This is a genomic window from Kitasatospora xanthocidica (genome assembly GCF_014656195.1).
Classification (GTDB): Bacteria; Actinomycetota; Actinomycetes; order Streptomycetales; family Streptomycetaceae; genus Kitasatospora; species Kitasatospora xanthocidica.
Window position 1 is genome coordinate 138,994 of record NZ_BNBY01000014.1, and the last position, 21,667, is coordinate 160,660.

The window sequence follows — 21,667 nt, forward strand, 5'->3', positions numbered from 1 at the left end:
CACCGCGCCCCCGCCACCGTGTCCGCCGACCTTCCGGCCGACCTCCCGGCCGACGCGCCCGCCGAGGTGCCCGCCGACCTGCCCGCCGAGGTGCCCGCGACCCCGGAGTCCGCGCCGCCCGGGCAGTCCGCCGCGGACAGCTCGCTCGGCACCTGGCCGGCCCCCGTCCGCCGGCCCACCGGGCGGGACGTGGCCCGGCTGGCCGGGGTCTCCCAGGCCACCGTGTCGCTGGTCTTCTCCGGCGCCGAGGCCGGCCGCCGGGTCTCCGAGGCCACCCGGGAGCGGGTCCGGGAGGCCGCGCGCAGCCTCGGCTACCGCCCGCAGGCGGCCGGCCGGCAGCTGCGACTGGGCCGCAGCGGAATGATCCTGCTGGCCGTGCCGAACCTGCAGGGCCCGTTCTTCGGCCGGGTGCTGGAGGGCGTCCACCAGGAGGCCGGCCGCAACGGGCTGGCCGTGGTGGTCAGTTCGGGCTGGGGCAGTGCGACCCTCGCCGAGGCCGCCACCGCGGGCCGCTTCGACGGCCTGCTGATCTGCTCCCCGGACGACAGCCAGCTCGGCGAGCTGCCCGCCGACACCCCCGCCGTCTTCCTGGACGCCGACCCGGGCACCGACCGGGCCCGCCCGACCGTCGAGTTGGACGTGGCCGGCGGGATGCGGGCCGCCGTCGAGCACCTGGCCGCCCTCGGCCACCGCCGGATCGGCCGGCTGCGCTCCACCCACGCCGCGTACACCTTCCGGGTGCGACAGGCCGCCTTCGAGCGGGCGGTGCGCGGACTCGGCCTGGACGTGGTGGAGCTGGGCGTGAGCCTGAACGAGGGCCACCGGGCCGCGCGGGCCGTGGCCGACCGGCTGCTCGCCCCGGCGGACCGGCCGCGCGCGGTGATCTGCGACGACGACGTGGTCGCCTCCGGCGTCTACCAGGCCGCCGCCGCGCTGGGACTGCGGGTGCCGGAGGACCTCTCCGTGGTCGGGATGGACAACGTCGCGGTGGCCGCGCTGCTCTCCCCGCCGCTGACCACCGTCGACCTGCCCGGCGAGGAGCTGGGCCGGGCGGGCGCCGCCGCGCTGGCGGGCCTGCTGCGGGGGGAACGGGTGGAGCCGGTGGCGCCGCTGGCCACCTCGCTGGTGCTCCGGGCCTCCACCGCCGCGGCGTAAGGCCTCTCGGCGCGGGGCCGCTCGGCGCAGGGCCGCTCGGCACAGGGCCGCTTGGCACAGGTCCTCCGGGCGGTGGGACCCCTCGGGGGCCGCGTCCATCTGTCGGATTAGTTCGAACAGGTGATTACCGGTCAGTCCTTCTCGCGTCGTCGGTGCACCGGCGCGAGCGGACGGTGAGATTCCGGCATGCGGACGTCCCGACCACGAACCCCACGCCTGTCCAGAGCAGCCCGAACGGCCGCGGCCTTCGGCCTCCTCGTGGGCACCCTGCTCACCGGCACCCTCACCGCCCCGCCCGCCGAAGCCGCCGTCACCTTCACCAAGACGGTGGACCGGGCCACCGTGGCGCCCGGCGAGAACGTCACCTACACCCTGCGCTACACCTGCTCGGTGACCGACTGCACCAACGGCCGGATCACCGACAGCCTCCCCGCCGGGATGGAGTTCGTCGGCTGGGTTCCGGACGGGTCCACCGTGGACGTCGCGGACTCCACCGTGCCGGCCGCGGGGACGGTCGGCGGCACCCTCGACATCAAGCTGCTCACCCTCACCCCGGGCACCACCGCGACCGTCAAGGTCGTGCTCAAGTTCCCCAACTTCACCACCCCGAACAACACCAGCACCGTCAACTCGGCCACGCTGACCGCCGACGGGGAGACCCCGCAGACCGGCTCGGCCACCACCACCGCGGTCGTCCAGCCCGACTACAAGGTCACCAAGGGCGTCCAGACCAGCAGCCAGGACGGCCGCTCGGTCACCTACCAGTTCAGCGCCTGCTCCACCTCCGGCGTCCCCAACGTCGACCTGGACGCCAGCCGGCTGGTCGACACCCTGCCGCCCGGCGCGGTCGTCGACGCCGGCCGCTCGCCCGGCTGGACCCAGGACCCGGACAACCCGGACCGCTGGACCTACGACATCGGCGCGTTCCGGTCCGGCAACGGCCAGGCCGGCTGCCGCATCCCCGGCGTGCTGGTCGTCAACTACCCCGACCCGACCTTCCCCAGCGGCACCACCTCCACCAACTCCGTGGTCCTGCAAGGCGACCCGCTCGGCCCCGAGCCGATCCGCGACCTGTCCACCGCCACCGCGCAGACCAACACCTTCCAGCCGCCCGCCACCGGCATCCAGGTCACCGCGGCCAAGCAGTGGGACAGCACGGTCGTCTCCGGCAACATCGCCTCCATCAACCTGTACCCCGGCAACACCGCCGGGCCCGCCACCAGCCTGGTGATGACCGATCCCGGCTCCGGCACCACCCCGGGCCTCTACGACTGGCTGTTCCCGCAGGCCCTCCAGCTGTCGGAGTGGAACCCCGCCAGCATCGTCCTCACCCTGCAGTACCGGCTGAACGGCGACCCGGCCTGGCAGACCTTCACCCCCGGCGGCCCGTTCAACGGCTCCACCTCCCGCTGGATCACCTTCGCCGAGGGCGCCGGCGACCCGGTCAACGACGTGATCGGCATTCCGGCCGGCCGCTGGCTGGACGGGCTGCGCTTCGCCTGGAACGGCCCGATCCCCACCGGTTGGACCCCGGGCAACGCCGTCCGGCTCCACGCCCAGGTGGTCACCCCCGGCCACGACGGCCGCCCCGCGCCCACCCCGCTGCACAACTGCGTGGACGTGACCGGCACCGACGCCGCGGGCGAGACCTCCTCGGCGAGCGCCTGCGCCGACACCACCGTCACCGCGACCACCAACCTCGGCGCCGCCAAGACCACCACCGCCGGCGCCGTCCTCGCCCCCGGCGGCATCGCCACCTTCGAGGTCGTCCCCTACAACCGCACCGGCCGTACCCTGGCCACCCCGCTCGTCCTGTACGACCTGCTGCCGCCCGGCCTCGTCTACGTGGACGGCAGCGCCCGCCGCAACCCCGCCTACGCGGAGTCCGTCGCCCCGCAGTCCGTCCAGGTGCTGCCCGGAGCGAACGGCCGCCAGCTGCTCAAGATGACCTGGCCGGCCGGCGCGCCCGACATGATGTACCTCAACGACCACCGGGCCTACCGCACCCTGATCGACGTCCAGGTGGCCGGCAGCGCCCAGCCCGGCACCCTCACCAACGACGTGTACGTCACCACCGAGGGCGCCACCGCGCCGGTCTCCTGCTTCTACTTCGGCACCGACGGCGGAGTGCCGGACAGCAACGACGTCAACGGCAACGGCGACACCACCGAGACCGTCTGCCACGCCTCCTCCCAGGTCGAGGTGCAGGTCCCGGCCGTGCTGCGCTCCTTCAAGGAGGTCAAGGGCGACCTCGACAAGGACTACGCCAGCACCGGCACCACCACCCCCGGCGGCGGCATCTCCTACCGGCTGACCGTCCGCAACGACTCGCCCGACCCGGTCACCGAGTTCATCGCGTACGACAAGCTGCCCACCCCGGGCGACTCGTACGTGCTGCGAAACGACGTCCCGCGCGGCTCCGCCTGGACGCCCTCGCTGACCCAGCCGCTGACCTCCAACGACCCGACCGTGGTGATCGAGTACACCACCTCGCCGAACCCCTGCCTGACCGGTGCGATCACCGTGCCCGGGCCGTGCGACGCCGGCGCGCAGTGGAGCACCGCCTTCCCCGGACCGGGCAACGCCACCTGGTTCCGGGTCCGCCGCCCCGGCACCCTGCCGGCCGGCGGGCTGTTCACCCTGACCTGGTCGATGGTCGCCTCGGTGGACGCCGGCAACGCCGACTTCGCCTGGAACAGCTTCGCCTACACCGCGACCGACTCCACCGGCAGTCCGCTGCTGCCCGCCGAGCCCGCCAAGGTCGGCGTCGGCGTGCAGGCGCCGGTGCCGCCGAACAACTCGCTCGGCGACTTCGTCTGGGTCGACCGCGACGGCAGCGGCATCCAGAAGCCGGGCGACCCGGGAGTGCCCGGTGTCCGGGTGGAGCTGCTGGACGGGGCCGGGCAGCCGGTCCGGGACAAGATGGGCAAGCCCGTCACCACGGTGACGGACGGCGGCGGGCGCTACCTGTTCGACAAGCTGCCGGACGGGCAGTACGCGGTGCGCTTCGACCTGGCGACCATCCCGAAGGGGGCGAAGGTCACCGTGCAGCACGCCGGGACGGATCCGGCGCTGGACTCGGACGCCGACCCGGCCACCGGGCTCACCCAGACGGTGCGGCTCGCGGGCGGGCAGCAGGACCTGGATCTGGACATGGGGCTGGTCCTGGCGAGTTCGCCGTCGCCTTCGCCGACGAACTCGCCCTCGCCTTCACCGACGAGCTCGCCTTCGCCCACCTCGTCGCCGTCGCCCACGAGCTCGCCGTCGCCGACCTCGTCGCCGTCCCCGACGGGCTCGCCGTCGCCGACGGGGAGCCCGTGGCACAGCCCGACCCACAGCCCGACCCACAGCCCGTCGCCGAGCTGGAGCCCGACCACGGGTGAGCCCTGGTCACCGACGCACGGCCCGCACCCGTCGCCGAGCCACGGTGGCGAGCTGCCCGGCACGGGTGGGGCCGGATGGCTGCCGGCCGTGCTCGGCATCGCCGTCCTCGGCTGCGGCGTGCTGTTCACCGTGATCGCCTGGGGCCGCCGGGGCCGCCACAGCTGATCACCCGTAGGCCCGTAGCCAGAACGGAAGAGACCGCGCCCACCGGCCAGACCACCGGTGGGCGCGGTCGTTCATGGGGCGGGCTCAGCCCACCGGGACGGGCCGGGCCACGGCGACGGGCGTGACGGGCGCCGCGCGGAACCAGCGCCTGGCGCCGAACAGCAGCAGCCCGCCGAGCGCGATGCCGCCCGCCGCGCAGAGCGCGACCGGCCGCAGCGAGTCCTCGGCGAGGTTGCCGGAGACCGCGTAGCCGAGCGAGTTGCCGGTGGCGAAGAGCGTCACCAGCCAGGCGAAGGCCTCGGTGACCGTGCCGGTCGGCGCCAGCTCGGCGACCAGGACGAACGCCGCCGCGAGCAGCGGCGCCAGCATGACCCCGGACAGGAAGGCCAGCGCGGCCATCGGGTACGGCCCGGGCAGCGCGACCAGCGGCAGGTAGGAGGCGGCCATCGCGAGCGCCATCACCCAGGTGCGGGTGGCGGTGGTGTGCCGCCACTTGACCGCGCCGTAGGCGAGCGCGCCGAGCAGTCCGCCGAGCGCGGCCAGCGCCAGCAGGGTGCCCGCGCCGCCCGGCAGCCCGCCCTCGTGGTGCTCGGCGTAGGCGATGAACAGCACGTTCTGGGCGCCGACCGCCCAGCCGCCCCCGGCCAGTCCGACCAGCAGCAGCACCAGGCCGGGGGAGCGCAGCGGGCCGAGCAGCCCGGCGGAGTGCGCGCGGACCGGGGCGCGCCAGGCCTTGGCCGGTGCGGCGGTGGCCACGATCAGCGCGCCGGCCAGGCCGAGCCCGGCGGCCACCCAGAGCGCGGCGACCGGGCTGAACAGACCGGCGATCCCGGCGACGGCCAGCGGTCCGGCGACGTAGAGGATCTGCTGCGAGGCGGAGTCGAAGGCGTAGGCGGTGTCGAGCTGCTCCTCCTCGACGACGTCCGGCCAGAGCGAGCGCAGGCAGGGCTCCAGCGGAGGCATGGCGAGGCCGGCGATCGCGGCGCCGACCGGTGCGGCGAGCGGGGAGGCGGGGGCGAGTGCGAGCAGCGCGTACCCGCCGCCGGCCACCAGGGCCGAGGCGAGCAGCACACGCGGCTGCCCGGTGCGGTCCACGATCCGTCCGAGCACCGGCCCGCCGACAGCCGCGGCGATCGCGTACGCGGCGGTGGCCAGCCCGATCCGCCCGTACGGCGCGCCGGCCTCGCGCAGGGCGAGGGCGATCACCAGGGCGGTCATGCCGGCGGGCAGGCGGCCGAGCAGGGTGCCGAGGAGCAGACGGGTGACGTGCGGGGCGCGGAGCAGGGCGAGGTAGCCCATCGGTGTCTTCTCCGGTCGGGCAGGCGGGGGCGGGGACGTCAACAAAGTTATACGTATAACTGCTCGGCGGTCAACCGGGCCTGCGATCCGGACTGATGGGGCGTCAGCTTCGTTCGTGCCCGGAGTCAAGGTCAGGGGTGACGTGCGGATGCGGAGAGAGTTGGCTCGATCTCAAACAAGTACTTTGAACATCTCAAACCTTTACTGCTAACGTATCGGCCATGACAGCCTCAGACGCACTGCGGACGCACGGCCCGGGCACGCTGCCCGACGCCGCCCGCCCGTGCGCTCTGACCGGCGCCGTGGACCGTCCGCGCCGTTGTCGCGCCATGAGCTGCACCGCCCCGAGCTGCACCCTCCTGAGCCGCACCGACCTGAGCTGTACCGCGGCGGCACGCCCCTGACCGGGGGCCCCGACCCTCCCGTCCGGCCCCGCGCCGTGCCGCCCGCTCCACCGCACACCTCACCGTTCAGCAACGCCCTCCCCCGGAGTCGCACCCCCATGTCCACAGCGCCCGAGGCGACCTCGTCGCCGTCCGTGCTCGCCCGTATCCGCAAGACACCGTTCTGGGTGCAGATCGTCGCCGGCCTGGTGCTCGGCGTCGGCCTCGGCTACCTGGCCCGGGCCGCCGACATTTCCTGGCTGGCCACCACCCTGGAGACCATCGGCAAGATCTTCGTCCAACTGCTCAAGCTGGCCGTCCCGCCGCTGGTGTTCACCGCGATCGTGGTGAGCGTCGCCAACCTGCGCAACGTCACCAACGCGGCCCGGCTGGCCACCCGCACGCTGCTCTGGTTCATGATCACCTCGCTGATCGCGGTCGCCATCGGCCTGGGCCTGGGCCTGCTGACCAACCCCGGCCGGGGCACCAACCTGAAGACCGAGGGCCTCAAGGCGCTCGACTCCAAGGGCACCTGGATCGACTTCCTGACCGGGATCTTCCCGACCAACGTCGTCGACGCCTTCGCCAAGGTGAACGTGCTGCAGATCGTCTTCATGGCGGTCGTGGTCGGCGCGGCGATCATCAAGCTCGGCGCCAAGGCCGAGCCGGTCCTCAAGCTCAGCGAGTCCGTGCTGGAGCTGACCCAGACCGCCCTGTGGTGGGTCATCCGGCTCTCCCCGCTCGGCACCCTCGGCCTGATCGGCAAGTCCGTCGCCAAGTACGGCTGGGACCTGCTCAAGCCCTTCGCCACGCTGACCCTCGACATCTACGTCGGCTGCGCGCTGGTGCTGTTCGTCGTCTACTCGCTGCTGCTGCGCTTCGCCGCGGGCCTCAACCCGCTGCACTTCTTCAAGGGCGCCTGGCCCGCGATCCAGCTGGCCTTCGTCTCGCGCTCCTCGGTCGGCACCCTGCCGGTCACCCGCCGCGTCACCGAGCGCCTCGGCGTCCCGAGCGAGTACGCGTCGTTCTCGGTCCCGTTCGGCGCGACCACCAAGATGGACGGCTGCGCCGCGATCTACCCGGCGATCGCCGCGATCTTCGTCGCCCAGGTCTACAACATCGAGCTCGGCATCAAGGACTACATCCTGATCGCCTTCGTCTCGGTGGTCGGCTCGGCCGCCACCGCGGGCCTCACCGGCGCGATCGTCATGCTGACGCTCACCCTGTCCACCCTGGGCCTGCCGCTGGAGGGCGTCGGCCTGCTGCTCGCCATCGACCCGATCCTGGACATGATGCGCACCGCGACCAACGTCGCCGGCCAGGTCCTGGTGCCGGTCGTGGTCGCCGCGCGGGAGAAGATCCTCGACGTCGCCGCGTACAACAGCCCCTCGGGCGACCTGTACGACACGGACGCCCCGAAGGTCGCCGTCCAGGGGGCGGCTGCGGCCTGACGGCCTGCTGGTCTCTCGGCCCGCTGAGCTCGGCTCGGTTCCGGCCGACGTGCGGTGAAGGGCCCTCTCCCGGTGACGGGGGAGGGCCCGTCCGTGTCTCCGTCCGGGCGTGTCCGCGCGGAGACCCGTCCGTGCGGAGACCCGTCCGGAAAAGGCAGGGGGCCCACCGAAAGGCGGGCCCCCTTGGGTACTGCTCTTGTGCTCATGGTGACGGCTGTCGGGAGCCGCCGGTGGACCCGTCGGGGTCCCGAGCGATCAGATCATCAGAGGATGGTCAGACAGCGGTGACGTTCTCCGCCTGCGGGCCCTTCGGGCCCTGGGTGACGTCGAAGGTGACCGTCTGGTTCTCCTCCAGCGAACGGAAGCCGTTCGCGTTGATGGCGGAGTAGTGAACGAAGACGTCGGGGCCGCCGCCCTCCTGGGCGATGAAGCCGAAGCCCTTCTCAGCGTTGAACCACTTGACGGTTCCCTGAGCCATGCCGTTCTCCTTGCGATGCGTGTCGGGGACCACACCGTGTGGCTCCCGGTCCGCTGCGCTGATCGCCCTGCCTCCGGAACGAGTCCGAAGTTTTTCGATATTGCTGAAAAACTACAAAAAGCCTGCGGTTACATGCTCCGCAGGCTTCAAGTACTGCAAGGGGAATCAAACTGCAACTGAGGGCAACGCTAGCATGCGGCCGCTGTGACGACCAGAGGTCGCTTTCGGCACGGAAGGCGCGTGTCGTAAGGCCGGGAGCGGGCGCGGAAAGGCGTGTTGGGGGCGCGTGGTGGCGTGTCGGGCGGCCGGTGCGAGCCGTCGTGAACGGCGGGCATACGCTGCGGGGAGGCGCACGAACAGCAAGGAGCGGCTCAGTGGCAGCACCGGACGCACAAACACCGGACGCGCGAACGCGGGAGCCCCGGAACACCCCGGCCGGGGAGAACACGCCGGTCAGGCCCAGGGTCGGCCATATTCAGTTCCTGAACTGCGTGCCCCTCTACTGGGGACTCGCCAGGACCGGCAATCTGCTCGATCTGGACCTCACCAAGGACACCCCGGAGAAGCTGAGCGACCAGCTCGTCGACGGCGGCCTGGACATCGGGCCGATCACCTGCGTGGAGTACCTCCGCAACGCCGATGACCTGCTGGTCCTTCCCGACATCGCGGTCGGCAGCGACGGTCCGGTGATGTCCTGCCTGATCGTGAGCAAGGTGCCGCTCGCCGACCTCGACGGCCGCCGGGTCGCCCTCGGCTCCACCAGCCGTACCTCGGTCCGGCTCGCCCGGCTGCTCCTGGAGGAGCGCGAGGGCGTGCGCCCGGAGTACTTCAGCTGCCCGCCGGATCTCAGTGCGATGCTCGCTGAGGCCGACGCCGCCGTCCTGATCGGCGACCCGGCGCTGCGCGCCTACCTCGGGCAGGCCGCCGATCTCGGGCTGACCGTCCACGACCTCGGTGAGATGTGGAAGGAGTGGACCGGCCTGCCGTTCGTCTTCGCGGTCTGGGCGGTGCGCCGGGAGTTCGCCGAGCGCCGTCCGGAGCTGACCGCGGCGGTGCACCGGGCCTTCCTGGAGTCCCGCGACCTGTCGCTGGTGGAGGCCGCCAAGGTCGCCGAGCAGGCCGCCCGCTGGGAGGCCTTCGGGGCGGACGTGCTGGAGCGGTACTTCAGCGAGGCGCTCGACTTCTCGCTCGGCGAGCGGCAGCTCGCGGGCGTCGCCGAGTTCGCCCGACGGGTCGCGCACGACAGCGGCTTCGCGCCGGACGTGGCGGTGCGGCTGCTGGAGCCGGCGGAGCTGCCGCTGTAGGCGGGAGCGGTTGCCGGTTGCCGGTTGGCGGTGGTGGTGTTCGCGGCCGCGGCCGCGGCGTCGGCGGTGCCGGTGTGCCGGTGTGCCGGTGGTTGGTGGTCGGCGTCGGTGTTCGCGGCCGTGGCGGTAGCTGTGCGGGCGGTGCCGTCGGGGCCCGGGTGAGCGGTGCGGCGGTCCCGTCGGTGGGCCGGACGGGGGCGGGCCGGTACGGTCTGCTCCCGAGGCGCGTCCGGCGGTGGCCCGCGGGAGGCGCCCCGGCGGCGGCGCACGCGGCCGGGCACCCGCCCGGGGACGCGCGTGCGCGTGCGAGGGGAGCGTGCGGGGCATGCGGGCACTGGGGTCGGACGACCCGCGCCAGGTGGGCGCCTACCGGCTGTTGCGGCGGCTCGGCTCGGGCGGGATGGGCCGGGTCTACCTCGGGCGGACCGCGGGCGGGCGCACCGTCGCGGTGAAGGTGGTGCGCCCGGAGCTGGCGGACGACGCCGAGTTCCGCGCCCGGTTCCGGCAGGAGGTGACCGCGGCCCGGCGGGTCGGCGGCACCTGGACGGCGCCGGTCCTGGACGCGGACACCGAGGGCGAGCAGCCCTGGGTCGCCACCGGCTACGTGGCGGGCCCCGCGCTCACCGTGGCCGTCCAGGAGTACGGGCCGCTGCCCGAACCGGCCGTCCGGGCCCTCGGGGTCGGGCTCGCCGGGGCGCTCGCCCACGTGCACGGACTCGACCTGGTGCACCGCGACGTCAAGCCGTCCAACGTGCTGCTGACCCTGGACGGGCCGCGGCTGATCGACTTCGGGATCGCCCGGGCGCTGGACGCGGCCAGCGGCCTCACTCGTTCGGGTTATGTGGTCGGCTCGCCGGGCTTCATGTCACCCGAGCAGGCGAACGGACAGCCGGTCGGCCCGGCCGGGGACGTCTTCTCGCTCGGCGCGGTGCTGGCCTTCGCCGCCACCGGCGTGCACCCCTTCGGGGAGGGGGTCAGCGCGGCCGTCCTGCTCTACCGGGTGCTGCACGAGGAACCGGACGTGGCCGGGCTGCCCGAGCGGCTGCGGCCGGTCGTCCTCGACTGCCTCGCCAAGGACCCGGCCGCCCGGCCCACCCCGCGGCAGCTGGCCGCCAGGCTGGACCCGGAGGGCGTGGGCACCGCCCGGCTCTGGGCCTTCCTGCCGCCCGCGCTGGCGGCGGGGGTGGGACGCGGCGCGGTGGAACTGCTGGACCTGGAGGACGAGCCGGAGGGCGCGTCCTCGGCCGAGGCGTCCCCGGCCGAGGGGGAGGAGCCGGTGCCGACTCCGACCTACGCGCCCCGGGGCTACTACCCGCCGGAGTGGACGAAGCCGCCGAAGCCCGTCAGTCCGTGGAAGCGGCCGGTCGGGCTCGCGACGGCGGCGGTGCTGGCGCTCGCGCTGCTCGGGGGCGCGGGGTACGGGCTGTACGAGTGGTGGCACCGGCCCGGTGCCGGTCCGGTGGTGTCGGGGCCGACCGGGGCGACCGGGGGTCCGCTGCCGGTTCCGTCCGTGGACCCGGGCGACGCCGTCGCCTCGCCGGGGGCCTTCGTTCCGGGCGGTCCGTCCGCGTCCGGTTCGGCTTCCGGTGCCGCTTCTCCGTCCGGGGCCGCCTCGGCCGCGTCCTCGCCGTCCGCGACGGGCGGGCCGAACGCGGTGCCGGCCGCGTTCCTCGGCACCTGGAGCGGGGACATGGTCACCGACAAGGGCCTGCCCGGCGGCACCACCACGATCACCGTCCGCCCGTCGGCGGTCGGCCAGGAGGCCACCTCCAGCCGCAACGGCGTCTCCGGGCTGATCCCGATCAGCTGCGAGGGCGCCTGGACGCTCACCTCGGTCTCCGACACCAAGCTGGTGTTCCGGTCCCGGCTGGTCCGCTCCTCCATCCCCGGGGCCTGCACCGGCGGCGCCAACGCGGAGACGCTCACCCTGCAGTCCGACGGGACGGTCCGGTTCACCTCCGCCGACCCGCCCGGCGGAAACCCGGCCGGGACCCTGCGCAAGGTGAACGGGGCGGCGGGCTGAAGACGTCGGCTGAGTCGGCTGAGGACGTCCGAAAGGCCTGGCGTAGGCTGGTTCGGCCGTACCCCAGTAGCACTTGAGAGAGAGAAGGCCGCCAGGTGACCGAGCTCGCAGCGACCACCCTCGATGCGTCCAGCACCGACCTGCAGGCCGTGCTCGACCGGGCCGCCGCCGGCGGCCGGATCACCCCGGAGGAGGCGCTCGAGCTCTACCGCTCGGCGCCGCTGCACGCGCTCGGCTCCGCCGCCGACGCGGTGCGCCGCCGTCGCTACGCCGGTACCGAGCACATCGCGACGTACATCATCGAGCGCAACATCAACTACACGAACGTCTGTGTGACGGCGTGCAAGTTCTGCGCCTTCTACGTGCCGCCGAAGAGCGACAAGGGCTGGTCCCGCGAGCTCGACGAGATCCTGCGCCGCTGCGCGGAGACCGTCGAGCTGGGCGGCACCCAGATCATGTTCCAGGGCGGCCACCACCCGGACTACGGTGTGGAGTACTACGAGCGCGCGTTCTCGGCGATCAAGGCCGACTTCCCGCAGCTGGTGATCCACTCGCTGGGCGCCTCCGAGGTCGAGCACATGTCCCGGATCTCGGGCGTCTCCGTCGAGGAGGCCATCACCCGGATCCACAAGGCGGGCCTGGACTCCTTCGCCGGAGCCGGCGCCGAGCTGCTCCCGGAGCGCCCGCGCAAGGCGATCGCCCCGCTGAAGGAGTCCGGCGAGCGCTGGCTGGAGATCATGGAGGTCGCGCACGGCCTCGGCGTGGAGTCCACCTCCACCATGCTGATGGGCACCGGTGAGACCAACGCCGAGCGGATCGAGCACCTGCGGATGATCCGCGAGGTGCAGGACCGCACCGGCGGCTTCCGGGCCTTCATCCCGTACACCTACCAGCCGCAGAACAACCACCTGAAGGGCTCGACCCAGGCCACCGTCTTCGAGTACCTGCGGATGATCTCCATCGCCCGCCTGTTCCTCGACAACATCGCCCACATCCAGGGCTCCTGGCTCACCACCGGCAAGGAGGCCGGCCAGCTGTCGCTGCACTACGGCGCGGACGACCTCGGCTCGGTCATGCTGGAGGAGAACGTCGTCTCGGCGGCCGGCGCCAAGCACCGCTCCAACCTCACCGAGCTGATCCACCTGATCCGGGCCGCCGACCGCGTGCCGGCGCAGCGCTCGACCACCTACCAGCACCTGCGGGTGCTGGACGACCCGGCCAACGACCCGGTCGACCCGCGGGTCGCCTCGCACATCGCCTCCACGGCGATCGAGGGCGGCACCGCGCACCCCGAGCTGAAGATCCTGGACAACTGAGCACGCTCGCCGCGCCGTGCTGACCCTGCACCGGGCCGCGTTCGTGCTGCCCGACCCCGCCGATCCCACCGCCCCGCCCATCCCGGACGGGGCGGTGGTGGTGCGCGGCGACCGCGTCGAGGCGGTCGGACCGTACGGCGAACTCGCCGCGGCGCACCCCGGGGCGCGGGTGCGGGACTGGGGCCGGGCAGTGCTCGCACCCGGGCTGCGCAATCCGTACGGGCACTGGCTGCTGGAACGCGCGTACCACCCGGATCCGCGGGAGGAGATCGGCGTCGAGCCGGTGGCCGACGGGCTGGCCGGGTCCACGGACGAGGCGCGCTGCGGGGCGAGCGCGCGGCGCGGACTGCAGCGGATGCTCGGGTTCGGGGTGACGGCGGTGAACGGGCCGTTCGAGCGGGCTTCGGTTCGGACGGCGGTGGCGCGGTCGGGGGTGGCGGGGCTGGCGGGTTCTGGGGGTGCTGGAGGTTCTGCGGGTTCCGTGGGGGTTTCGGGCTCCGAGGGCGCGGGGCCGTTGGACCCGCTGGCCGTGCTGCCGTTCGCGGAGGCCGTGTACGGGCGGGTGGCGGCCGGTGGCCGGGCGGACTTCGCGGTGTTCGCGGCCGCGGCCGAGGGGCGCGCCGAACCGGCGTCGGGCGGGTGCCTGGCCACGGTGCTGGGCGGGCGGTTGGTGTACCGCCGGCGCTGAGCGGACCGGCCGGGAACGGCGGCGCCGGTGTGACGTACTCATCAGTAGCCGGATTCCCTTGCGGTGCACCGGACTTCCTTCGTGTGCACCCGAACTCCGGTGCCGGTGGCCGGTAGTGATTGTCCCTTCGCCGTGACCTGAGGGCCCGCCAGCGGATACGATCCCGGACAGCTCACTCCGTACCCTCACCACACCACCGCCCGCCCCCGCGGGCGGCGGGGCCGCGTCCCCGGCCCCGAAGGCAAGCCAGGACAGGAACCATGCAGACCGCGACCGTTCCCCCGCCGCGCATCCCGCGGTTGGGCCGTGGTTGGTACCTCGCCGCCGTGCTCAGCGCCGTGCTGGCCGTCGGCATGTGCCTGCTGGGTTGGCGCCAGGCCGACCAGGCCGACCGGATCGAGGCGCACCCGGTGAGAGTCGAGGGCGTCGTCACCCAGCTCCCGACCGGCGGCGGCACCTACAGCGCCGTCACCTACCGGGTGGGCGGCCAGCCGCACACCGCGGCCGCGCTGCCGCTCGCGGACGGCACCAGGCTCGGCGACGCGGTCTGCCTGGAGCACGCCGCCGACGACGCGGGCGCGGTCCGGATCTGCGGTGACACCTACCCGCAGCCCGTCGGCGTGGGCCTGGCCCGGTTCAGCGTGCCGGTCGCCGTCGCGCTCTTCGTGATCTGCGTGCTGCGCATCCGCCGGCACCGGAAGGCCGTCGCCGTCCGCGCCGGGCAGGGGCGGCTGGCCGCCAACCTCGCCCTGGCCGCGGAGACGCTGGCCGACGGGATGCCCGCGATAACCCACGGCAAGCGCTCCCGCCGGAAGCGGCGCGCGGGCGGGCGGCGCGGGCAGCACTGACGGGGGCCGGCCCGGGGTGGCTGTGCGAGCGGTCGCGCCGGTGGCCCGGTGGGCGGTCGGGTGGGTGGTCGGGCGGGTGGTCGGGTCGGGGTTCCGGTGGGTGGTCGGGTGGGCGTTCCGGTGGGGTGTGCCGGCGGTCCGGTGAGCCCCGTTGGCCGGGGTGTCCGTGCGAGGGTGAACAATGGGGGGCGTGACCCGAGCCTCTCTGGACAAGCAGCCGCACGAAGTCGCCGCCATGTTCGACGACGTCGCGGCCAAGTACGACCGGACCAACGACGTGCTCTCCCTCGGCCAGGCCCGCGCCTGGCGCCGGGCGGTGGCAGAGGCGGTGGCCGCCGGACCGGGGGACCTCGTGCTCGACCTCGGAGCCGGCACCGGGACCTCCTCGCTGCCCTTCGCCGAGGCCGGGGCCAAGGTCGTCCCGTGCGACTTCTCGGTCGGCATGCTCACCGAGGGCAAGGCCCGCCACCCCGAGCTGGCGCTCACCGCCGGCGACGCCACCCGGCTGCCGTTCGCGGACGACACCTTCGACTCGGTGACCATCTCCTTCGCCCTGCGCAACGTCCAGGACACCGACGCCGGGCTGCGCGAGATGCTGCGGGTCACCAAGCCCGGCGGCAAGCTGGTGATCTGCGAGTTCTCCACGCCGACCTGGACGCCGTTCCGGACGGTCTACACCGAGTACCTGATGCGCGCGCTGCCGCCGGTCGCCACGGCCGTCAGCAGCAACCCGGACGCGTACGTCTACCTCGCCGAGTCCATCCGCGCCTGGCCCGACCAGCCGGGGCTGGCCGCCAAGCTGCAGGACAACGGCTGGTCGAAGGTCGCCTGGCGGAACCTGACCGGCGGGATCGTCGCGCTGCACCGGGCGTACAAGATCGCGTGATCGTCGCGTTCTCGTCGCGGGGCGGGGCGACGGTCGACGTGGTGGGGGACGGGCGCTTCCGGTGGCGTGAGCGGAACTAGACTGCCGGAGACAAAAGCCGCCGTCCCCCGCCGCAGCTCCAGGAGTGTGTCCACGTGTCCGAGACCGCAGCCGATCTGACGAAGCCGGACAGCCCGGTGGAGAGCACGGCCGACGTCATCGTGGTCGGTGCGGGCCCGGCCGGCTCCACCACGGCGTACTACCTGGCCCAGGCCGGGCTGGACGTCCTGCTGCTGGAGAAGACCGCCTTCCCGCGCGAGAAGGTCTGCGGCGACGGCCTGACCCCGCGTGCCACCAAGCAGCTGGTCGACATGGGCATCGACGTCTCCACCGAGAACGGCTGGCTGCACAACAAGGGCCTGCGCATCATCGGCGGCGGCGTCCGGCTGGAGCTGGACTGGCCCGAGCTGTCCTCCTTCCCCGACTACGGCCTGGTCCGCAAGCGCGCCGACTTCGACGAGCTGCTGGCCCGTCAGGCCGAGAAGGCCGGCGCCCGGCTCTACGAGCGCTGCAACGTCAGCGGGCCTGTCGTGGACGACCGCACCGGACGGATCGTCGGCGTCACCGCCAAGCTCGGCGAGGAGAAGCGGCCGGTCACCTTCCGCGCCCCGCTGGTGGTCGCCGCCGACGGCAACTCGACCCGGCTCTCGCTCGCCATGGGCCTGCACCGGCGTGAGGACCGTCCGATGGGCGTCGCCTACCGCACCTACTTCAACTCGCCCCGCCACGACGACGACTACCTGGAGTCCTGGCTGGAGCTGTGGGACACCCGCGGCGGCCAGCGCAAGCTGCTGCCCGGTTACGGCTGGGTCTTCGGCATGGGCGACGGCACCTCCAACGTCGGCCTCGGCATCCTCAACTCCTCGCCCGCGTTCGGCGAACTCGACTGGCGCGAGGTCCTCAAGGCCTGGTGCGCCGGCATGCCGGAGGAGTGGGGCTACACCCCCGAGAACATGACCGAGCCGATCCGCGGCGCGGCCCTGCCGATGGCCTTCAACCGGCAGCCGCACTACACCCGCGGCCTGCTGCTCGTCGGCGACGCCGGTGGCATGGTCAACCCGTTCAACGGCGAGGGCATCGCCTACGCGATGGAATCCGGCCAGATCGCCGCCGGGGTCATCGTGCAGGCCCTCGCCAGGGTCACCGACGGCGGCCGCGAGCGCGCCCTCCACGCCTACCCGCGCATCCTCAAGGACGTGTACGGCGGCTACTACACGCTGGGCCGCGCCTTCGTGAAGCTCATCGGCAACGCGAAGGTGATGCAGCTCGCCGCCCAGCACGGCCTGCCCCGACCGCTGCTGATGCGCTTCACCCTCAAGCTGCTCGCCAACCTGACCGACCCGCAGGGCGGCGACGCGATGGACCGCGTGATCAACGGGCTCGCCCGGGTCGCGCCGAACGCCTAGCGCGCGGCGTCCCCGCCGTCGTTGGCGTTGCCGTTCGCGCCGCTGTTCGCGGTGCTGTTTGCGCCGCTGTTTGCGCCGCTGTTCTTCTCCGCCGCCTCCGGGAGCCCGTCGATCGGGCGCCGGGAGGCGGCGGAGCGCTGTTCGACGTAGGCCAGACGGTCGGCGAAGACCCGGGCCGCGTCCGGGGTGAGCGTCCGCAGGGCGACGAGGGCGGTGAAGACGACGTCGCAGAGCTCGTGCTGGACGTCCTCCCAGCTGTGGGTCACCCCCTTGCGCGGGTTCTGACCGGTGGCACCGATCACCGCGGCACCGACCTCGCCGACCTCCTCGGAGAGCTTCAGGATCCGCAGCAGGCGCTCCTCCTGGGGCGACTGCGTGCGCTCCCCGTCGAGCCAGGCGACCATGTGATCGACGCTCTCCCAGATCCGGCTGTCCATACGGCGCTGCTCCCCTGCGGTGTCGGCGGTGCTGCCACCGTACGGGAGCGGGCGCTCGGGGACGCCCGGGGCGACCCGGCCCGCTCGGTCAGCGGGTGCTGATCCTCACGTTGCGGATGTTCACCGGGAGGTTGGGGAATCCGTCGCCGGGGTTGTTCTGGTCGTCCTCGCCACCGGCGGCGATCTTCTGCAGGACGTCCAGGCCCGCCGTGATCCGGCCGAACGGGGTGTAGGCGGGGGAGAGCTTGGTGTCCTTCCAGACGAAGAAGAACTGGCTGCCGTTGGTGTTCGGACCGGCGTTGGCCATGGCCACGGTGCCGGCCGGGTAGGTGGCGCCGGTCAGGTTCTCGTCCGGGAAGGAGTAGCCGGGCCCGCCGCTGCCCGTCCCGGTCGGGTCGCCGCACTGGAGGACGTAGATCCGCTGGGTGGTGAGGCGGTGGCAGTGGCTGCGGTCGAAGTAGTCGTGCTCGGCGAGGAAGCGGAACGAGAACGTGGTGCAGGGCGCCTTGTCGGTCAGCGCCTCGAAGGTGATCTGGCCCTGGCTCGTACGCAGAGTCGCGCGGTAGGGCTGGGCCGCCTTCTTGGCGTTGAAGACCGGGATGCCCTTGAAATTGTCGGCCGGGACGGCCGGTGTGTAGGTGCAGCCGGCGCCGGCGGTGGCTGCGGCGGCGGAGGTGTCCGCGACGGCGGTGCCGGTGCTGGCCACGAGCGGGAGGACGGTGGCGGCGGCGACCAGCGCCCAGTGCGTGCGCTTCACGTGACGGGCCTTCCGGGGGGTGGTGGACGGCTGGATTGTCATGGAGGAATCATCCACGGCCGGGTGGGGATGCGGTAGGGGTCGGGGCGGCCGCGACTCCCGAGGGTTCGGGAGTGTGATGGTCGGTCAGGTGAGCGCCGGGGCGCGGGTTTCCGTCGGGGCTGCCGGTTCTGCCCGGCTCGACGGCTCCCCTGTTACGGATGTTGCCGGTGTTACGGATGTTGCCTGTGCTGCCGGTTTTGCCGGTGCGGCGGGAGTTGCCGGGCCCGGGTGGCCCCGGGGGGTCTGGGTGGCCTGGAGGGGTCAGGGGTGGTCGGGGGCTTCCGGGACCGAGGTGAAGAGCCCGGCGCGGGCGGCCAGGGCGGCGGCATCGGCGGCCCGCTCGGCGGTGCGGGCGTCCAGCGGCTCGCCGGAGACGAACAGGCGGTAGTAGAGCGGCGCGGTGGCGGCCCGGACCACCTCGGCACCGTCCGTTCCGACCGGCAACTCGCCCCGGGTGACCGCCCGTTCGGCCACCTCGGCGACTTGGCGGTGGCGGGTCGCGAAGAAGTCGTGCAGGGCGGCCGCGCCGGCGTCGGAGCGCTGGGCGGCGGAGATCAGTGCGGTCGGTGTGGGGCCCAGCTCGGGGTCGGTGAAGACGTCGAACACCTCCTGGGTGATCCGGCGGAGGTCCTGCTGGAGGTCGCCGGTGTCGGGCAGGGGCCAGGGCTGGTCGGCGGAGGCGGTCAGCGCGTCGGCGACCAGGCCGTCGACGCCGCCCCACCGTCGGTAGAGGGTCGCCTTGTGGACGCCGGAGCGGGCGGCGACCGCCTCCACGGTGAGGCCGTCGTACCCCTTTTCGGTGACCTCGGCGAGCGTGGCGGCGACCACGTCCGCCCGGACCCGGGCGCTGCGGCCGCCCGGACGCGGGGTCGGGGTGTGGGGCGGCGGTGCGGGGTTGGCGGTTCCGGTCAAAGTCGACTCCAGTCGCATTAAGGCTTGCTGTGGGTGTGGTGGCGTGCCATGCTCATCGTAATGCGACATGAGTCGCATTACGAGAGGAGTCCGAGTGACCGCCACCGCCATCCCCGACCCCACCGTGCTCCACCCGCTCGCCGGTCACGACCGCGTCGTCCTGCTGCGGCCCCTCGTCACCGACCCGCGGATCGAGGTCGGCGAGTACACCTATTTCGATGACCCCGACGGTGCTACCCGCTTCGAGGAGCGCAACGTCCTCTACGCGTACGGCCCCGAGCGGCTGGTGATCGGCAAGTACTGCGCGATCGCCACCGGCACCCGCTTCCTGATGGCCGGTGCCGCCCACCCGGCCGTCGGCGTCTCCACCTTCCCGTTCACCATGTTCGGCGGCAGCTGGACCGAGCGGACTCTCGACATCGTCACCGGCCTGCCCAGCCGGGGGGACACGGTGATCGGCAGCGACGTCTGGTTCGGCTTTGGAGCCACCGTCCTGCCCGGGGTCCGGATCGGTGACGGCGCGATCATCGCTGCCGGTGCGATGGTCACCACCGATGTCGAGCCGTACACCGTCGTCGGTGGCAACCCCGCCCGCCCGATCCGCCGCCGCTTCGACGACGCCGACATCGAGCGCCTGCTCCGCGCGGCCTGGTGGGACTGGCCGGTCGAGCTCGTCACCGAACACGTTCGTGTGGTCATGTCCGGAACGCCGGCCGACATCGAGGCGATCGCCGCGGCGAACGGTCTGCTCGCCGGCTGACCGCCGGTGCCGCCCGGGCCGGGGGCTGCCGCGCCCGGACCGGGGCCTGCCGCGCCGATCGACTCGACCGCGCCGACCGAGCGGATCATGCCGACCGTCCGGTGTCCGGACGGGCATTGATCACCGGTGGTCCGGTGCGCGAGACTGGCGCCCCTTTGCTCCACGCTTCGCCCTGTCCACCGCCGGGTCTCCCGCCCGGCTGCTGGGTCCGTCCGACGCCGTACGGTACTCGCGCCCGCCGGTTCCGTTCGCTCGGAGGGATCCTCGTCATGCCTGCCTCCTTGTCCAAGGGCTCGTCCTCGTCGGTCCTTCGTGATCTTCCGGTGCTGCTCGTGGCGGTGGTGTGGGGGTCGAGTTTCCTCGCCGTCCAGCGGGTGGCCGAGCCGGGGACGGTCGTGGCGATGCTGGTGCTCCGGTTCGGGCTGGTGCTGCCGCTGCTCGGAGCGGTCGCCTGGCGGGCCCTGCGGAGGTTGAGCCGGGCGGAGTGGCTCGGCGGTGCCGCGCTGGGAGTGGTACTGAGCGGGATCTTCCTGCTGGAGACCTACGGCGCCGTGCACACCTCCGCGACCAACGCGGGGCTGATCATCAGCCTCGCGATGGTGCTCACCCCACTCGGCGAGAGCGCCCTCGGGCGGACCACGCCACCGCGGGCCTTCCTGGCGGCCGCCGGGCTGGCCGTGCTCGGCGTCGCCCTGCTCACCGGCGACGGCGGACTGCGCGCTCCCTCGCTCGGTGACCTGCTGGTGCTGGGTGCCGCCCTCGTCCGATCCGCGTACGTCCTGGCCATGGCCAGGAGCCGGGCCCTGCGCGACACCGACATGCTCGCCGTGACCTGGGTCCAACTCGCCGTCGCAACGGCCGTCTTCGCCGTCGTCGCGCTGTCCGTGGGGCCGGCGCCGTGGACCGTCGCCCGCTCGTACGGGGTCGGCCAGTGGGTCTGGCTGCTGCATCTGTCGCTGTTCTGCACGCTGTTCGCCTTCTTCGTCCAGATGTGGGCGGTGCGGGCCACCTCGCCCTCCCGGGTGAGCCTGCTGCTCGGAACCGAGCCGCTGTGGGCCACCGTCTTCGGCATCACCGTGGCCGGGAACCGGCCGGGGCTGCTCGCCCTGTTCGGAGGCGCCCTGGTGCTGGCCGCGACCGAGTGGGGGCGCCGTACCGCCCCCTCGCCGCGCCCGGCCGGGGGCGGGAACGGAACGGCTGCCGGGGTGGATGCGCGAGCCGGGGAGCCGACGAAGGAGCCGGCCTCGGCGTGATCCGTCGGCGTGGTCACCGGCGCCACCGCAGGGTGCGGCGGGCGTAGTCGACGGTGACCGCGCCGAGCAGCGGGCCCCAGGCCACCAGGGGCAGGTAGGCGGCGGTCATCACCAGGGCGGCGAAACCGTGCGGTGCGTCGGGCGTGGCCAGGTTGTCGGCCCAGCGGCCGAACAGCCCCTCCATACCGAGGACGGTGAGCACCGCCGAGCCCAGCAGCGCCGGGACGATCGCGGCGAGCGGCGGGACCCGCCGGCCGCCGAGCCAAGGGATCCAGCGGGGCATCACCTGCCCCCAGGGCCGGACCAGGCCGAGGGTCAGGAAGGACAGGGCCTCGGCCAGGGCGCTCAGCGCCACGCAGTAGACCGTGCCCCAGCCCGGCTGGTGCTCGGCGAACGCGGCGGCCGTGGCCCCGGTGAAGCCGAGCGGGGCGCCGAAGCCGAAGGCGATCCGCCACACCCCCGAGGGGACGGTGCTCAGGGCGGCGGCCTTGGCGGCCAGCCGGGCCCAGCGCGGGGCGGGAGGAACGGCCGCGGTGGGCCGGTGGTTCGTGGTCCCGTGTGCGCAGGCCCGGCGTTCGGTGGTTCGGTGCGTGGTGCCCTGGGCGTTGATCACGAACTTCGACATGGTGGACTCCCCTCCGGCCCGGCCCCCTCGGCCGGTGCGATGGCTCAAGACTGGAG

19 protein-coding genes are annotated in these 21,667 nt (G+C 73.3%); 13 read left to right on the plus strand and 6 right to left on the minus strand.

Annotation, left to right across the window (positions count from 1 at the left end):
- The first annotated feature begins 18 nt into the window (after positions 1 to 18).
- Complete coding sequence (locus IE332_RS24100; protein ID WP_189920020.1) at positions 19 to 1,155, plus strand: LacI family DNA-binding transcriptional regulator; 1,137 nt, start codon at positions 19 to 21, stop codon at positions 1,153 to 1,155.
- A 258-nt stretch (positions 1,156 to 1,413) separates the two neighbouring features.
- Positions 1,414 to 4,704 (plus strand): SdrD B-like domain-containing protein, encoded by a 3,291-nt coding sequence (locus IE332_RS24105; RefSeq protein ID WP_189920022.1) that lies wholly within the window; start codon positions 1,414 to 1,416, stop codon positions 4,702 to 4,704.
- Positions 4,705 to 4,788: 84 nt separating this feature from the next.
- Here IE332_RS24105 and IE332_RS24110 read toward each other — a convergent pair whose 3' ends face one another.
- Positions 4,789 to 6,003, minus strand: a complete 1,215-nt coding sequence (locus IE332_RS24110) for an MFS transporter (RefSeq protein WP_189920024.1) — start codon at positions 6,001 to 6,003, stop codon at positions 4,789 to 4,791.
- Between the two features lie 221 nt (positions 6,004 to 6,224).
- Between IE332_RS24110 and IE332_RS24115 the strand changes: the two genes are divergently transcribed.
- Positions 6,225 to 6,407: a hypothetical protein gene (locus IE332_RS24115; RefSeq protein WP_189920026.1), complete on the plus strand. Its 183-nt coding sequence runs from the start codon at positions 6,225 to 6,227 to the stop codon at positions 6,405 to 6,407.
- A 98-nt stretch (positions 6,408 to 6,505) separates the two neighbouring features.
- Positions 6,506 to 7,837, plus strand: a complete 1,332-nt coding sequence (locus tag IE332_RS24120; protein WP_189920029.1) for a dicarboxylate/amino acid:cation symporter — start codon at positions 6,506 to 6,508, stop codon at positions 7,835 to 7,837.
- A 274-nt stretch (positions 7,838 to 8,111) separates the two neighbouring features.
- On the opposite strand, the gene IE332_RS24125 is transcribed toward IE332_RS24120, so the two are convergent.
- Positions 8,112 to 8,315: a cold-shock protein gene (locus IE332_RS24125; protein ID WP_189920031.1), complete on the minus strand. Its 204-nt coding sequence runs from the start codon at positions 8,313 to 8,315 to the stop codon at positions 8,112 to 8,114.
- Between the two features lie 374 nt (positions 8,316 to 8,689).
- Here IE332_RS24125 and IE332_RS24130 point away from each other — a divergent pair, with 374 nt between their 5' ends.
- From IE332_RS24130 to IE332_RS24160, 7 genes are all read left to right on the plus strand, one after another.
- Positions 8,690 to 9,619, plus strand: coding sequence for a menaquinone biosynthetic enzyme MqnA/MqnD family protein (locus tag IE332_RS24130; RefSeq protein ID WP_189920033.1), 930 nt, complete (start codon positions 8,690 to 8,692; stop codon positions 9,617 to 9,619).
- 325 nt (positions 9,620 to 9,944) lie between these two features.
- Positions 9,945 to 11,642, plus strand: a complete 1,698-nt coding sequence (locus tag IE332_RS24135) for a serine/threonine-protein kinase (RefSeq protein ID WP_189920035.1) — start codon at positions 9,945 to 9,947, stop codon at positions 11,640 to 11,642.
- A gap of 95 nt (positions 11,643 to 11,737) precedes the next feature.
- Positions 11,738 to 12,958 carry a cyclic dehypoxanthinyl futalosine synthase gene (gene mqnC / locus IE332_RS24140; RefSeq protein WP_189920037.1) on the plus strand — a complete coding sequence of 407 codons (1,221 nt, stop codon included), beginning with the start codon at positions 11,738 to 11,740 and terminating at the stop codon, positions 12,956 to 12,958.
- Positions 12,959 to 12,974: 16 nt separating this feature from the next.
- Positions 12,975 to 13,646, plus strand: coding sequence for an amidohydrolase family protein (locus tag IE332_RS24145; protein WP_189920039.1), 672 nt, complete (start codon positions 12,975 to 12,977; stop codon positions 13,644 to 13,646).
- A gap of 260 nt (positions 13,647 to 13,906) precedes the next feature.
- Positions 13,907 to 14,494: a hypothetical protein gene (locus IE332_RS24150; RefSeq protein ID WP_189920041.1), complete on the plus strand. Its 588-nt coding sequence runs from the start codon at positions 13,907 to 13,909 to the stop codon at positions 14,492 to 14,494.
- A 190-nt stretch (positions 14,495 to 14,684) separates the two neighbouring features.
- Entirely contained in the window at positions 14,685 to 15,380 is a 696-nt protein-coding gene (locus IE332_RS24155; RefSeq protein WP_189920043.1) for a demethylmenaquinone methyltransferase, read from the plus strand.
- 134 nt (positions 15,381 to 15,514) lie between these two features.
- Positions 15,515 to 16,825, plus strand: a complete 1,311-nt coding sequence (locus tag IE332_RS24160; RefSeq protein ID WP_189920045.1) for a geranylgeranyl reductase family protein — start codon at positions 15,515 to 15,517, stop codon at positions 16,823 to 16,825.
- Here the strand turns inward: IE332_RS24160 and IE332_RS24165 are convergent.
- The 3 genes from IE332_RS24165 to IE332_RS24175 all read right to left on the minus strand — a co-directional run bounded on the left by IE332_RS24165 (position 16,822) and on the right by IE332_RS24175 (position 18,973).
- On the minus strand, positions 16,822 to 17,262 hold the full coding sequence (locus IE332_RS24165; RefSeq protein WP_373313815.1) for a MazG-like family protein: 441 nt from the start codon (positions 17,260 to 17,262) through the stop codon (positions 16,822 to 16,824). The two genes, IE332_RS24160 and IE332_RS24165, sit on opposite strands and share 4 nt — an antisense overlap.
- Positions 17,263 to 17,350: 88 nt before the next feature.
- Positions 17,351 to 18,061, minus strand: a complete 711-nt coding sequence (locus tag IE332_RS24170; protein WP_189920047.1) for a peptidylprolyl isomerase — start codon at positions 18,059 to 18,061, stop codon at positions 17,351 to 17,353.
- Between the two features lie 261 nt (positions 18,062 to 18,322).
- Complete coding sequence (locus IE332_RS24175) at positions 18,323 to 18,973, minus strand: TetR/AcrR family transcriptional regulator (RefSeq protein WP_229928865.1); 651 nt, start codon at positions 18,971 to 18,973, stop codon at positions 18,323 to 18,325.
- A gap of 94 nt (positions 18,974 to 19,067) precedes the next feature.
- Here IE332_RS24175 and IE332_RS24180 point away from each other — a divergent pair, with 94 nt between their 5' ends.
- Positions 19,068 to 19,733: a CatB-related O-acetyltransferase gene (locus tag IE332_RS24180; protein ID WP_373313816.1), complete on the plus strand. Its 666-nt coding sequence runs from the start codon at positions 19,068 to 19,070 to the stop codon at positions 19,731 to 19,733.
- A gap of 269 nt (positions 19,734 to 20,002) precedes the next feature.
- Complete coding sequence (locus IE332_RS24185; RefSeq protein ID WP_189920053.1) at positions 20,003 to 20,986, plus strand: DMT family transporter; 984 nt, start codon at positions 20,003 to 20,005, stop codon at positions 20,984 to 20,986.
- A 13-nt stretch (positions 20,987 to 20,999) separates the two neighbouring features.
- Here the strand turns inward: IE332_RS24185 and IE332_RS24190 are convergent, their stop codons facing one another.
- Complete coding sequence (locus tag IE332_RS24190; protein ID WP_229928866.1) at positions 21,000 to 21,611, minus strand: hypothetical protein; 612 nt, start codon at positions 21,609 to 21,611, stop codon at positions 21,000 to 21,002.
- Positions 21,612 to 21,667 lie beyond the last annotated feature (56 nt).